Raw genomic sequence first — 13,483 nt, forward strand, 5'->3', positions numbered from 1 at the left:
CCTTCAGGGGCTCAATAAACCGGGATACCCTCTATTAACCAACACTGTGCGCTTCAACTCGTGGAATGTTGGTTAAGAGCGGAGCTCACTCCTCATCCTCACGCAGCTCGTCGGCTTTCGACTTGAGGCGTCGCAGAATCTGTGGCCGATTCTGGTGGGCGTTCTCGTAGGCAACACACTCCTGAAGGGTCTCCATATCGTTGATCGTCACGATACCTGCGTTGATGAGTCGCGTATTCGGGGGCTCGAGCCGTTGTTCTGGTGAAAGCTCGCTTGCGTCAGCCGATTGAATATCTGGATTGCTCACTGGTGATCGCCTCCGCCACTACTGAGGCGACAAAAAACAGCCCTCTCCGTTACCCGTCTTCTTCCTTGGGTTGGATCTGACGAGCGTCCTCTGCGAGATCATGGATGTACTCCCGAAGAATCTCCATGTCCTCGCGAGCGTCTTCCATAGTCTTGCCTTTCGCTTTGGCCACGATTTTGTCCTGATCGCGGGTGCCAGTCCCGCGAGTAAGCTTCACGGTGAGGGAGACGCCGACGTCACTGCGTTCGACGTACTCCGTTCGTGTCGACTGTTCACTGGCTTTGGTCGATTCGTCATCTGCACGAGATGGTGGGGTGTGTTCTGACATGAGTTACTCTCGGTGATTAGGATTCAGATTGACGGTGCGACCGGCTCTCTGGATGTTTCGTGAAGGGCTGCGTCGATCTCGCGCCCGGTGAGTCGCCAGCGTTCACTGGACCCAGCGCAGTCCAGCTGGCTCACGACCTCGGTTTTGAATTCCTGGTAGTGATCGAGGGCGAACGCTTCGTCATCCGTGTAGTCGAGGAGGAGGGCGAGTGCGAGTTGGGCCGGCCCGCTGCCACCATATCCCCATTCGAAGCCCGAGGGACTGTGATCCGCCAGCTCGAGACTCCGCTCTGGCGTGAGCTGTTCTTGCTCCGATTGCTTCTCGACGATGGCATGGCCTCGACGACGGTAACCGACGTAGATGACGTCGGGATCAGCCGAGGTCCGTGACTGTACGTGTGAGCGTGGGTCGCTGATTCCACTCATAGGTTGGTTCGCGGGAGGTTCGTTCGATCACCCCCGCACCCCTCTCGGGGGTTCAAAAACAACACGAGGCTGCGTTCGGCAACGTATTTGACAGTTGCAACGTACTGTCCACATAATTCGGAATGGCTGTACTGGACGATCTCTCGGGGTTCGAGTTCGAGGATGTGATCGAGGACGTGTTCCGTAACCTCGGCTACGAGAACGTCCGCCAGGCCGACCGCACGGCTGACGAGGGTCGCGATGTCCTTATGGAGGAGGTCGTCGACGGAACGCGGCGTGCGATCATCGTCGAGTGTAAGCACACGGGGACGGTCGGACGCCCCGTCGTCCAGAAGCTCCACTCCGCCATAGCGACCTTCGACTTCGACGGCCCCAAACGCGGGATGGTCGTCACGACCGGCCGGTTTACGAACCCTGCTCAGGAGTACGCAAACCGCCTCCAGCAAAACGACGACCCACACGCAATCGAACTGCTCGATGGCGAGGACCTCCGGGAGATCGCCGACGAGATCGGCCTCGACCTCTACAACGGCCGCATCGAGATTCTCTGCGACGAGACGCTACGTCCCTACGATCCGGCCGCCGACGTCGACGCGGCCGTCGAGGTGGCATTTCGCGACATCGAGAACATCGAGAGCGCCGACCTCCCGGAACCACATTCGGCGGTGACGTTCCGCCCAGTGGTCGCGGTCACCGCGGACACGAACGCCGTCTTCGAGACGTCGGTGGGTGTCATCCACCGGATCAACGACCGGACGCGGTTCGTCGTCCACGCCGAACGCGGGCAGCCGCAGGTCGTCGACGAAGACGTCGGGACGCTGGTCACCGAGAACCTCCATGCGACGGTCGATCTCGACGCCGAGCAGTTCGGAGCAGTGTTCGACGACGTCGAGGAGAACCGGTTCGGCCAGACGCAGACCGAGTACAAGGAGTGGGCCGTCGAGCGGCTCCAGCAGCACCACACGACGACGGTGACCTACACCGGCGACAACAACGTCACATACAACAAGACCTGCGAGCCGAACCGCTCGGACATCTCCGTCCAGACGATCGAGCCGGTGTATCTCCCCGAGGTTCGGCACACCACTGACCTTCAGGAGTACACCTATCCTTACGAGTACTACGCAGCGGGTCCGTCCAGAGTGACCGCCGAGGACGGGATCCATCGGTGCGTCCACTGTGACACGAGCGGCGTCGACGAGCCGTACACGTATTGTCCGAACTGCGGGGCAATCTCCTGCGACAGTCATAGCAAGACCGAACGGCTTGAGCAGGAGCCGGTGTGTACGGGGTGTGCGGTCACCGAGCGATTTGCGTTGAAGACGAAGTACTTCTACGACGAACAGAACCTCAAGGCGTTCCGCGAGGAGTACGCGGCGATGCCCCTCCACGAGAAAGCGATGGAGAACAGGCTACTGGCCGGAGGGAGTGTGGTCGTGGCGCTTCTGGCGGTTATTGTCCTGCTCGCGGGTGGCGGCATCATCTAAGTCTGTACTCAAACATGTAGTACCTGCTCAGCGGCGTCGAACTGTATCTCCGTCGCGCTCGAGAATCTGCTTTGCGACTAGTCGATCAATCGCTTCATCGACGGTGTCTTCCTGGTCGTCCGAAAGTGCTCGCACATTCGCGAGAACTCTATCTCGAAGTACTTCGACGTTGTCGATCCCATCGTCAACAGCACCCAGAACGGTATATTCGACCTCGAACTCCGTCGCGAACTCTGCGATACGAGCGGTGAACTTGTTTGGGAGCCCCGACAGTGAGTTTACTGCCATCTCGATAGTGAATAGGGGATGCGAACGATCACGAATCTGCCGTGCTTCAGTCGTGCCGGTATTGAACGGTCGCTGTTCGTCGATCTCAGTGAGAATCAACTCATAGTCCAGCCCACGCTGGGCGTATTTCCGCATATCTTCGATGTCGCGTCGACGGCCACTCGCTAGATCACCGCCGGAAACCGCTTTCAGCAGGAACATATCCTCATCCGAGAGGATGAACGCTGTTACGAAACTCCCGGTCCAGAACTCTTCGGCCCGGTCGCGCATCCGGTCTGTGATCCAGACTTTCCCGACGATTTGCTGTTCGAAGATATCGATTCGAAACCCGCGCTTGTCGTGATGCAGTTCGACGGTTTTTCCGACGCCCTCGAACGACTCTGTTGGTTCATCGACAACCGTGAATCCCTGTGACGTGAGCGTCTGATAGACGTGTTCGAACTCAGAAACAACACCTACCGCAAGATCGATATCTTCGGTTTGGTCTTTCAATCCCCGGACCGTCATCGCAGATCCGCCGAGGAGATAGACCGTCACGGACTCCGACAGCCAGCTATCGAACTCCTCGAGGAATTCTTTGATCGCCTCGCCACCTTTGAATACCGTCATACTACACCGTACTGCTCTTTGAGCGCCATAAATTCTGATTCACTTGGAAGGACGACAGGGATCTCGTCCGAGTCTTCGACCCCTTCCTGAAGTGCCTGGTACATCGCAGCGACCGTGGTTTCCAGATCGTACCACGTTGCCGTGTCTGTGAGCGTTTCCTGGTCGATATCTAACGCCTCGATCAACAACATTGCATAGCTAACCCGGCGGGAGCCGCTATCGAGGGCGAGCGTGTGACACACCACTTCGCCCGGTGTGAGTTCCTCGTCGGGCGCATACCAGAACGCGGGTTCGCCGGCGAGGAAGAATTGCAGGCCGTACTCTGCAAACCGAGCAAGCCCGGTCAGTTGCCAGTCGGTGGCGGCCTCGAGTGCCTCTGTATCCTCGGCTGTCTGCACGCGGACGAGTGCTCGCTTCGGATCACACCATTCGACGGTCGCACTCGGTGCAAGTCCTCGGACGCGCGAGCGGTGCTCGTGCCGGACGACTGCACGAGCGAACGTCAGAAGCGGCGAGAGGTCCTCACTCAACGCGTACTCTGGGCCGGAGGGGGATAGCATCGCGCGATGCTTGAGCGGTGACAGCGCCTTGTGGACGCCTTGCCGAGTAATCTTGAGTCGCTCGGCAATCTCAGACACACGTCGGGGCTCGTCGAGATACCAGCATACCCGGAGTGTAGCCGGCGAGAGAAGGTCGGGCCATTCAACGTGTCCGAGTTCGGATCGAAGGGCCCGGTACGCTTCGACGACTGGGTGGTCTGTGAGGGAGACCTCCCGCTGGTTGTTTGCCCCACGGTGTTCGGCGAGCAACCCCGATTCGAGTAGCTCGTCGAGTACGTCGTAGAGATGAGTCTGCGAATACTCGGTTTCCATCGCGAGATCAGCTGCTGTTGCTTCCCGGCCGGTGCTCAACGCGCCGATGACGGCGAGTCCGGCCTTAGTGAGCATCTATGTCTACTGTAAGTGCCATACCTATAAATACGCTTCGTGATTTAGGTTGACGAAACTCGATTCAACAACGATTCGTCAATGCGATCTGCGACCGCAGTCTCTAATGATCTGTTGATTCACTATCTGAATGCTGGAGCGAACATCCCTAAGCCAGATGTGACACCTCGTCTGGCTCGTCGATGTCGTCGAACTCACCGTGCTTGACCGGTTCCCAGTCCTCGCTGGGTTCGGGACTCCACCAGTCGATCTCGTAGTCACCCGGTGCGCCGAGAATCTTCACCCTCGCCGATCCGTCAGGCAGGTCGCGTCGAAGTTTTTCGTCGACGTGGAGATTCCAGGTCGTGTCGGTATCGAAGCAGGCGAGGACAGCTTCCTCGTAGCCACGGTCCTCTTGCGGTTCTTGGAGTTCCACCTGTGTGTTGCAGTGCTTGCAGAACACGCCCTCGAAGGGGATGTGGCTGAACACCTCGTGCCCGCAGACCGGACACCAGAGGAACTCGAACAGTGCTTCGCTGTGGCGGTCGATGACGTCCAGGCTCATTTGTGGATCTGGCCCGTGTGATTCGGGCCACCCTTCCTGCCCCAGAAAAACGCGACCGCTGGACGTCTTGTGGCTTCAGCGTTCTGCAGCGTAGACGATCTTCGAACGAGCTTCGTAGCCACAGCCGGGGCAGTCGAACCAGCGCTGTACGTTCGCCCCGTCAGCTGCCTTCTCACCGACGAGAACGTCGTCATTCGGGCACTCAGGGCAGCTCAACTTGGGGGTTGGTCTGTCTCGAAGAGTGTCCCGAAAGACTGTCGCCTGCTTCGTCTCGAAGCCACGTGACCAGACCGGATAGCCGTCGACGAGGATTGCTGCTCGCCACTTGTACCGGTAGGAGTCCGGTCCACGGTGGAGAACGGCTCGGGCTCCAGTCTCGGTGTTTCGATACGCGAGCGACGGCGTTCGACTCTCCCGTGTCCAGTTTGTGATTCGGGGCATCGGTTAGAAGTGGACGTCGGCGGGGACGATCCAGAGGTCTTCACTCTCTTCGAGGAGTCGATCCAGCTGTCCACGATGGCGGATGCCGGTCGCGTGCTGATCGTACAGGAACACCGATGGCCCGTCGTACGCACCGACCTGGTGGAACGCGTGCCGAGAGAGGTTCTCATCGCGCATGATTTCCTCGTCGGAGAGTTCGTCGATGGCTTCCTTCACCCGTTCGAGATTGCGCTCGAACTCTTCTTTCGTCGCTTCCCACCCTTGGTCGAGTAGGTCCTGTCCATCGTCCGAGTCAACGGGGGATGCGGCCGGTAAATCGCCCCATCGAGCCTTGCCCGCAACCGTCGTGTTCTCCTCGTCGAAGGACACATAGTAGTCGAACACGGCGGATGAATGTGGATCCGCTCCCACTAGTCGGTCGAACACCGTCTTCCCAGTGGCCAACGCGTCGTTCTGTGTCGATGCCTCTACCAGTGCGTAAATGACCATGTGCATCGGTTTTCACCTTCGTCTGCCGACGCACGCGACTGCACACTGCCTCGCTACGTGATGCGCCGGCACCCATCGCCGGCGCTCAAAAAATAGTACTGACGATGCTGGCTAGACGTTCTCGATCTCCGACTGGCAGTCCTCCTCCTCGACGCTGATCGTCAGGTCTCCGCTCTCGTAGTCGGCCTCGAACTCAACTGAGAACGTATCCGAGTTATAGGCGGCGTGGTATGCACGATGTCGCTTGAGCGACCCGGTCGCCTTGAAGTGGAAGAAGGCAGCAGCTGTGTAGGGTTTGCTTGCTGTTTCGATTTGCGCTTCGACTGATGCCGGGAGTGCGATGTGCGGCGTGTCACTGTCGATTCCGGCGGCGAAGACTCGAGCTTCGTCGACGCTTGCTTGCGAATGTGCTGGCGTCTCACCGTTCAACACATTCACGGGTGTTTCCGTCTCGTCTGTGAATAGTACGTCTTCGAAGGTGTGAGTGCCAAGAATCGCGTCTGGGCTCAGCTCACACTCCTCAAACGGATCGTTCGATGGTTGTTCAGACATTAAATCACGAAGCCCTGAGGGCTCAGTCATTCAGCCCTCGAAAAACAGGACCTTCGCATCTCGCGGGGAGACTGATTTTCGGCTACTCCTCTATCGTTTTGAGGGTGCTGAGGTCCGCGTAGAGGACCTCGCCGTCGCGAACCACGTATCGCTTCGCCAGAACCGGGAACCGACACTTCGTGTACCCCGCGGTCTGGATGTCGAGTTCTTCACCGGATTCGAGATAGTTGGCCAGCTTTCGGAGGAATTCGTGAGTGACGAGACCACCTTCGTAGTCTGGAAGTCCATCCTCACGAGTTTCGTAGATCTCGAAGGCGTCGTAGCCCCAGATGATGAGCTCTCCTTCTTCGTCTACTTCCCAATTCAGGGTCCCGAAGCAATGTGCTTCGCAGAGCTGGCGGACTGCCTGTGCATCGGTTACGGTCGCGCCGGTCGACGCCGTCGCTGCTTGGAGTGTTGCCATTGTTAGTCCTCGAGGGCACTTTCCTACCCCCGCACCCCTTCGGGGGGAATAAAATCGACTGCGAAGCTCTGTTGAAATAGACCTTCCATGACAATCCGTTGAGACGGTGCTGAATAGAGCGCTCGTATCGGGAATGTCACACTTGTACTTTCCACATATTGTACTCCTTCCAGCACTGCGAGCGCTCTCTAGCTCTTTGCTTTCCTCGTTGCTGTCGAAGAGCAGCGAAGCGAACGTGGCACGTCCATCCCGTGAACGCGTCGGACTCACCATTTCTCCTGACGTTTCGATCCAGACAAAGCTCGTGTGCGATGCTGACGGACTCGCTGTTGCGAGACCCGGCTCAGTTGGCCAGTGCCACTAGTGTCCCGCCGCTCTCTCTGTCGAGGGTGAAGTCCCAAAGGACCGGAACGTAGAGCCGTCCGCCCGCTGCGACCGCGTCGTAGCCGATGTTACCGGGTTGTTCGCGTTGCCAGCGGACCTCCCCGTTCCGGCGGTCGACGGCGAACGTGTTCGCCGGCTCATCAAGTCCCGGCTTCTCAGTAGTGACGATGACAGACCGTTCGGTCACGAGCGGGCGAGTCCGGAGGAAGACGCCCTCCTCGGAGGCAAGGGAGACACGCCAGCGCTCGGTGCCATCCGCGGTGTCGAGCGCCACCAGCGCCCCGTCATCGATCGGGAGGTAGAGCCGGTCCCCGTCGGTCGAGACGCCGGCTGTCGATCGTACGGGGGCCGTCCAGCGAACCTCCCCGGTCGCGGCCGACAGCGCGTGGAGCCGGTCGCCAGGGATGTATGCGTCGCCATCGACCACGGTTGGGGTGTCGAAGTCGGTCTCTCCGGGTGCGTACCGCCACTCCGTCAGCGGGTCCCCAACAGTGCCGGGCTGGATGGCGACGACGCTCCCAAGCACCCGTGTCGTGTAGAGGACGTAGCCGCTGCCAGCCGCGGGGGCGGCCGTCGAGAATCGGTCGTCGCCGGTGGTGTAGGTCCAGCCTTCTTGGCCGCGCGTGTCGAGCGCCAGCAGCGTCTCACCAGTAGAGGCGAATACCCGATCATCGCGGCCGAGGACTGCCTCGTTCACCGATCCGGAAGTTTCCCGACTCCACCGCGGACTCCCGTCGCGGGCGTCGAGCGCGTACACCCCATCTAGGCCGCCGACGTACACAGAGCCGCGGTGGACGACCGGGGGACACCCAGATGACCCGCCGCCTCCACCCGGCAGCGTCCGCCGCCAGCGTTCTTCGCCGCCCCCGTCGAGGGCGAGCACTGTGCCAGCTTCGCCCGACTCCGGGGCTGGCCCGGCGTGAACGAACACTCGATCCTCGACCACGGCCGGGGAGGTCAGGCCACCCTCGAAGTTGACCGACCAGACCGGGTCGGGATCATCAACCCGGACCTCGGGGGCGAACCCCGCATGACCGGGTGTGCGACCGAACTGCGCCCAGCCGCGTTCCTCACCGGGAATCGGGTCAGTTGTCGTCTCAGTAGTTCGGGGCCAGCCTCCGCCGAACCGCTCGGTTGAGCAGCCGGCGAGGGCGGCGCTACTGGCGGCCCCGATGGTCGCGAGTAGTCGGCGTCTCGTATGGAGGGTCACTGTCACTACTGCTGTAGCCGAGAAAATAATGCTGTCGACAAAGTCAGAGGATTCCAACAGAACCGATTGAGAGAGAGGCTAAATCGGTGCTGTTCGACCGAGCCTTTCCTCAGGATTCGGCCTTGGTGTTTGCTTTCTCCGAAGTACCTGGCCGAGTGAGCAGTCCTACTTGTTCCAGAAGCGTCGTGGCCTCAACGACTCGCTCTCGGTCGGGAGAGTCCAGTTGCTCGATATCGATGCTGTTGAGGTTGCTGAGTGCGCGATGCAGTCGGTATCCTGGTGTGTCTCGCGGGTCCATCATGTACGCCTCCGCCGACTTCTGGCGCAGAAAAACGAAGCAGGTACGCTGATGTCTCCCGCTGAAGCCCTGCACCAGCCTTAACCAACAGACTTCGTGTAGGCATCCTGTGTTGGTTAAGGTGTTGTTCAACCGATTATCCTACTCGGGGTCTGGTCCGTGACGAGGTGACTGACACACCCGGCACTCCCACATTGGCTGGCCAGACCATTCGTCATCTGGGAGCGGCTCGAACTCCTGGAACTGATGTTCAGTCGTTCGACCGCACTTGCGACATTCAAGACGTGTTTTCGAGGGAGCGTTGGGTTGACGATTCTCGGACTGGTCGTCGTCGACGGAACGCTGAAGTGCAATCGCTGGCACTAACCAGACGTGTTAAGTTGCGAATGACACAGAATGTTCACGACCTATTTTCACAAGAAATCGCTAAGATATGATCCCTCAAACATGAGTACTCATCAATATTTATCTAGTATACCAATCCAAAATAGCCAGTTTAAGGTACATAGGCTTTGTTGAAATCCTATTGAACTAACACTTTTAGCAGTGACACAGCTGCTACGTAGATGTGGGAATTGGCTGTTTCTTGAGCGATTACTCACTTACAACCCGTTTTTTATAGACTAGATATGCTAATGGAAGCATTAGAACATAGATGACGGTAGTCATGGCTAAAAATAGCTCACTAGAATCTACTGCTAAACTGTAGAATAGACCGAGTCCAACGAGACCATATGCTACAGCAAGTGTCCAAATTACTTTTGACATACATAATGGGTTAATGCCTGATGAGATAACGATTGTGGGACCTTTGCTCTGTACTGATCTTAGAGGGCTCGGTCGATATTGTGGACAAGACATCTAAGAACGAGTTCACGGAACTGTTTCCACCATTGTCGGGAGCGAACGAAGGCACCGTACTTTCGTTTGAGCGTTGAGTTGACCGTCTCTGATTGACTTCTCTGTCCGTAGAGATCAGCGTCTAAGCGTGCGTTCCATGCCTTGTGGAGAGATGTGAACTCACGATGCTTAATCAGTGGCCGAACCTCGTGGTGACGGGCAAGTCGTCTGATCTTCTGGTCGTCGTAGCCTTTGTCACCGAGCAGAATGTCGATGGTCTCGGGGTTGCGTTTGATCAACGATGGAGCGATCTGACTATCGTGTTTTCGTGTCGTCGTCACGTGCAGATCGAGAATTGCGTTCACTTTCGTATCTACCAACAGCGTCACTTTGAGCTGCTGAATCGTGAGTTCAGCCCGTTTCGTGTAATGTTTTGAGGCGTGACTGCGGTCGAACCCTGACGCATCAACTCCAACGATTCCACTCGTCGGAAGTAGCGTCGCTGAGAGAGTCAATACAACACGCCATACAGCCATATCAAGCCGATTGAACGCCTTACAGAGCGTTGATGGCGTAGGTAGTTCAGTTAATCCAAGAGCTTGACGAATGCGTGGCATCTCGATCAGTTCGTCAAGCAGACCACGATAGGTCGTGTTCTTCCGAACTTTGAGACACAGTAGAACAACGTGCTGCGGGAGTGTATAGCGGTGTTTAGAAAACTTCGAGGAGTATCGAGAGACTGCTCGGCGTGCTAGGTGGATCGCCTTCTCAGTAAAACGGAGAATCTGCGACTTCGGGAGGGTCTTCATCTCATGGAATTACACGACAAACATGTAAATCTTCAAGGATTTCAACAGAGCCCGATTTATCAATGGTGATCGTGAGCGCCCGAGACTGTTGGATCGATCATAGCGAACTCCTCGGGTGTCTCCTCGAAGGCTCGTCGACACGCCTTCGAACAGAAATGGTAGGTATCACCATCGTGGATGACGGTTGGACCATCCTCGCCGGTTCGCATTCCACAGACAGGATCCCGGTACTGACCGGGTGCTCCCAGACCGCGTCGGTACACGTAGAGAAGGAATCCTGAGAGTGCGAACGCGATCAGATTGAGGTAGAACGTATAGTTCAGTTCGAAATAGGTCTGCTCGCTCGCAGTCATGCCACCAGCGAGATCGGGGACGATCCCTAACACACTAAATAGCTGTTCCATGAGAAACCCCGTGAATGCCATCGTCACGAAGAACACGCCGAGGATATACAGCATCACACTCCAGCCGTAGTACTTCCGGTAGACGTTGAGCACGGGGACTGTAATGAGGTCGGCATAGACGAAGGCGATCACACCGGCGAAGCTCACACCGCCACCCCAGAGCGCAACGGCGAACGGGACGTTTCCCATGCTACCGACGAAGCTAATAACAGCGATAGCCACGCCCATGACTGCGTTCTCAGCGCTGACAAGGATGCCGTCGCCCTGCAAAAACAGCGTGTTCCAGACCCACTGTGGGACGAACACGATGACGAATCCAGAGATCAGAAAGCCCGCTATCACGTCCGTGTAGAGCATCGACCACTCCTTGCGATACTGGTTGCCGACCTTGTACCAGCCACCCCACGACAGGAGTTCGTCTCGCCAGCTCCCACTGCTGGCCACCTCCTGCTGATAGGTCTCCATACAACCCTCCGAACAGAATTTCAGCGTCTCGCCACCATCCGTGACGAGCGAATACTCGTCTCGCCCCTCCATTCCGCAGGTCGGATCCTCGGTCACGCCGTGGTCGTGATCTCGCTGATTCAGTTCGGTGCGAACCTCCTCAAAGAGGGTTTCTGGAAGCGTCAACTGGACGATCACTGCCATCACTGCGATGAGGATGAGACCACCGAGTAACTCGGCAACGAGGAACTCCCAGCCCAACAGGATCAGGATCATCAATCCGAGTTCGACGATGAGGTTCGTCGACGCGAACATGAACGCGAGGAAGTTCACGACGTGGGCACCCTTTTTGAAGAGCCCCTTCCCGATGGCGACCGCACCGAAGCTACAGCCGCTGCTGGCAGCGCCGAACAGCGTGGCCTTCGTGACACCGGCCATATCGGCATCGCCAAGCACGGCAGCCATTCGTTCTTTCGAGACGTAAACTTGGACGAGACTGGTGATCACTAATCCCATGATGATCGCCCAGGCGGCTGTCCAGAGGAAGCCGATCCCGATCCGGAGGGCCTCGGCAACCGCTGGTCCCAGTGGTGCTAACATCATCGGTTTACGGTTCGGTTTCGAGTCGGTCCCGCCGTCGTTCGTACTCCTCGTCGCTCAGGTCGCCACGTGCGTAGGCAGCCCGAAGCTCCTTGACTGCAGGGTCAGATGAGTCATCCCCCTTGCGTGTCGCTCGATAGCCGAGGTAGACGGCCCCGGCAATGACGGCGACGAAGAGGAGTTGCATCCCCACGCCAATGATGAGCATCCATCCAGACATGCCATCTGCACCCCACATTCCGGTACCCCACATCCCACCCATCATCGGTCCGGCCCACATCATGCCGAACAGGGGAACGATAATCAGGGCAGCGATGATTGCGAGGACGACCCAGACGAGTTGTCGATCAATTGTATTGGTGGTCATGATAGTATCAGTCGATCACATCGGGTTAGAGTAAGTGTCTGCTTGGGTGCGGTGTGAAGCCTACCCAGGCAGACAGCGAGATAGAGGAAGAGCACCTGCTTAATTGTGTCGTCAACAGCCTCGACGAGGAACTTGCGATAGACCTCGGCGAGAATGTCGAGGTCACGACAGAGACGTTGTACGAGGTCCTCGCCGGCGCCAGCGCCGGCGGGACCTCAATCAACCACGTCTGCGAAACAACTGACGACTCGCCCCACGCCAATACCGTCCGTGGACATCTCACCGACCAGTTTGAGCTGGACTCCGTTGAGGCGGTTGGGGACACACTCCTGCAACGAGATACTCTTGAGACACTGCCGGATCGGCCGGTGGAGGTCGTCGCCGACCTCCACCTGGATCCTTACTACGGTGACGAGGACGAGACAGAGGCGCTGTACTCCTCGCAGGCTAAACGCGGAACCACGGCGTTTCACGCGTATGCGACGCTCTATGCGCGGGTACGAAACAAGCGGTACACGCTGGCGGTTCGCCAGTTAGTCGCTGGCGAGACCACCAGCGATGTCCTCGCTGAGTTTCTTGAACTGCTTGACGGCCTTGACCTCGGCGTCAAGGCCGTCTACCTCGATCGCGGATTCTACAACAGCACCGGTCTCAAACTGCTGTACGCGCACAACTACGCCTACGTGATGCCGATTGTCAAGTGGGGCGAAACGATTCAGGACGAACTCAACAGCGGCTGGAGCCGCGAGATTGAACACGATCTCGCCGGCGAGGTGACGTTTCCTGTGTTCATCGACTGTGTTTACCAGCAAGGACGGTGCGACGAACACGGGGTGGCGCGTCACGGCTACGCCGCTGACGCGCCGTTCATCGACACGCCACGAGATGCCCGAAACCACTACAGCAAACGCTTCGGCATCGAGTCGAGCTACCGATTAGCCAAGCAGAGCCTCGCGTTCACCAGTTCTCAGGATGCTGGACTGCGGCTGGTGATGTTTGTAGTGAGCCTATTGCTTCAGAACAGCTGGCGGTATCTTCACTGGAGGTACGTGGCGGCGCCCCGCCGCGGGGGGCGCCGCCTCTGGAGATGGTCGTTCACGGAGTTCTGTGAGATGGTGCTGCGGGCAGCCTGGACAGCGCTTGGTGTGCGCAGGTCTGTTCCAGCGAACCAACCACTCGACGACCGGTTCTTCCGGTAGCTGTCCACCGCTCGGGACAGCAATCGTGAGTGGCGACACTGTCGCGTC

General features: G+C 58.1%; 18 protein-coding genes and 1 pseudogene. 2 read left to right on the top strand and 17 right to left on the bottom strand.

From position 1 onward, the window contains the following. Positions 1-85 precede the first annotated feature (85 nt). From HLAC_RS14805 to HLAC_RS18015, 3 genes are read right to left on the bottom strand one after another with little or no spacing between them, the layout of a single operon-like run. On the bottom strand, positions 86-307 hold the full coding sequence (locus HLAC_RS14805; RefSeq protein WP_015911522.1) for a DUF8129 domain-containing protein: 222 nt from the start codon (positions 305-307) through the stop codon (positions 86-88). 49 nt (positions 308-356) lie between these two features. After that, positions 357-635 carry a DUF7389 domain-containing protein gene (locus HLAC_RS14810; protein ID WP_015911523.1) on the bottom strand — a complete coding sequence of 93 codons (279 nt, stop codon included), beginning with the start codon at positions 633-635 and terminating at the stop codon, positions 357-359. A gap of 23 nt (positions 636-658) precedes the next feature. After that, positions 659-1,060 carry a DUF6166 domain-containing protein gene (locus HLAC_RS18015; RefSeq protein WP_015911524.1) on the bottom strand — a complete coding sequence of 134 codons (402 nt, stop codon included), beginning with the start codon at positions 1,058-1,060 and terminating at the stop codon, positions 659-661. A 122-nt stretch (positions 1,061-1,182) separates the two neighbouring features. On the opposite strand from HLAC_RS18015, the gene HLAC_RS14820 reads away from it, so the two are divergent. Then, positions 1,183-2,547, top strand: a complete 1,365-nt coding sequence (locus HLAC_RS14820) for a restriction endonuclease (RefSeq protein WP_009488253.1) — start codon at positions 1,183-1,185, stop codon at positions 2,545-2,547. 27 nt (positions 2,548-2,574) lie between these two features. On the opposite strand, the gene HLAC_RS14825 is transcribed toward HLAC_RS14820, so the two are convergent. From HLAC_RS14825 to HLAC_RS14875, 14 genes and pseudogenes are all read right to left on the bottom strand, one after another. Next, positions 2,575-3,444, bottom strand: coding sequence for a hypothetical protein (locus HLAC_RS14825; RefSeq protein ID WP_009488254.1), 870 nt, complete (start codon positions 3,442-3,444; stop codon positions 2,575-2,577). Then, complete coding sequence (locus HLAC_RS14830; RefSeq protein ID WP_009488255.1) at positions 3,441-4,391, bottom strand: helix-turn-helix domain-containing protein; 951 nt, start codon at positions 4,389-4,391, stop codon at positions 3,441-3,443. The genes HLAC_RS14825 and HLAC_RS14830 overlap by 4 nt, the downstream gene beginning before the upstream one ends. A 148-nt stretch (positions 4,392-4,539) precedes the next feature. Continuing rightward, the gene (locus tag HLAC_RS14835) at positions 4,540-4,935 is read right to left on the bottom strand and encodes a DUF7567 family protein (protein WP_009488256.1); all 396 of its coding nucleotides are present in this window, start codon (positions 4,933-4,935) and stop codon (positions 4,540-4,542) included. Positions 4,936-5,010: 75 nt separating this feature from the next. Beyond that, entirely contained in the window at positions 5,011-5,376 is a 366-nt protein-coding gene (locus tag HLAC_RS18020) for a DUF7568 family protein (RefSeq protein ID WP_015911525.1), read from the bottom strand. Positions 5,377-5,379: 3 nt separating this feature from the next. After that, positions 5,380-5,871 (bottom strand): DUF7995 family protein, encoded by a 492-nt coding sequence (locus tag HLAC_RS14840; RefSeq protein WP_009488257.1) that lies wholly within the window; start codon positions 5,869-5,871, stop codon positions 5,380-5,382. Positions 5,872-5,976: 105 nt separating this feature from the next. Continuing rightward, positions 5,977-6,417: a DUF8025 family protein gene (locus tag HLAC_RS14845; RefSeq protein WP_009488258.1), complete on the bottom strand. Its 441-nt coding sequence runs from the start codon at positions 6,415-6,417 to the stop codon at positions 5,977-5,979. Between the two features lie 82 nt (positions 6,418-6,499). Beyond that, positions 6,500-6,880, bottom strand: coding sequence for a hypothetical protein (locus HLAC_RS14850; protein ID WP_009488259.1), 381 nt, complete (start codon positions 6,878-6,880; stop codon positions 6,500-6,502). A 343-nt stretch (positions 6,881-7,223) separates the two neighbouring features. Then, on the bottom strand, positions 7,224-8,474 hold the full coding sequence (locus HLAC_RS14855) for an outer membrane protein assembly factor BamB family protein (RefSeq protein WP_009488260.1): 1,251 nt from the start codon (positions 8,472-8,474) through the stop codon (positions 7,224-7,226). 109 nt (positions 8,475-8,583) lie between these two features. After that, positions 8,584-8,772, bottom strand: a complete 189-nt coding sequence (locus HLAC_RS19620; protein ID WP_049933883.1) for a DUF8012 family protein — start codon at positions 8,770-8,772, stop codon at positions 8,584-8,586. Positions 8,773-8,913: 141 nt separating this feature from the next. After that, positions 8,914-9,144, bottom strand: a pseudogene (locus HLAC_RS20020) (biosurfactant protein 1); the annotation flags it as partial. Between the two features lie 222 nt (positions 9,145-9,366). Then, on the bottom strand, positions 9,367-9,540 hold the full coding sequence (locus tag HLAC_RS18900) for a hypothetical protein (RefSeq protein WP_154018586.1): 174 nt from the start codon (positions 9,538-9,540) through the stop codon (positions 9,367-9,369). Between the two features lie 59 nt (positions 9,541-9,599). After that, on the bottom strand, positions 9,600-10,421 hold the full coding sequence (locus tag HLAC_RS18030; RefSeq protein ID WP_012660244.1) for an IS5-like element ISHla2 family transposase: 822 nt from the start codon (positions 10,419-10,421) through the stop codon (positions 9,600-9,602). A 59-nt stretch (positions 10,422-10,480) separates the two neighbouring features. Beyond that, on the bottom strand, positions 10,481-11,869 hold the full coding sequence (locus tag HLAC_RS14870; RefSeq protein ID WP_172404562.1) for a permease: 1,389 nt from the start codon (positions 11,867-11,869) through the stop codon (positions 10,481-10,483). A 7-nt stretch (positions 11,870-11,876) separates the two neighbouring features. Beyond that, a complete protein-coding gene (locus tag HLAC_RS14875) occupies positions 11,877-12,236 on the bottom strand; it encodes an SHOCT domain-containing protein (RefSeq protein ID WP_009488263.1) in 360 nt (119 codons plus the stop codon). Positions 12,237-12,289: 53 nt separating this feature from the next. Here HLAC_RS14875 and HLAC_RS14880 point away from each other — a divergent pair, with 53 nt between their 5' ends. Beyond that, complete coding sequence (locus HLAC_RS14880) at positions 12,290-13,435, top strand: ISH3-like element ISHla11 family transposase (protein ID WP_009488264.1); 1,146 nt, start codon at positions 12,290-12,292, stop codon at positions 13,433-13,435. The last annotated feature ends 48 nt before the right edge of the window (positions 13,436-13,483 follow it).

The organism is Halorubrum lacusprofundi ATCC 49239 (genome assembly GCF_000022205.1).
In the GTDB taxonomy this organism is placed as follows: Archaea; Halobacteriota; Halobacteria; order Halobacteriales; family Haloferacaceae; genus Halorubrum; species Halorubrum lacusprofundi.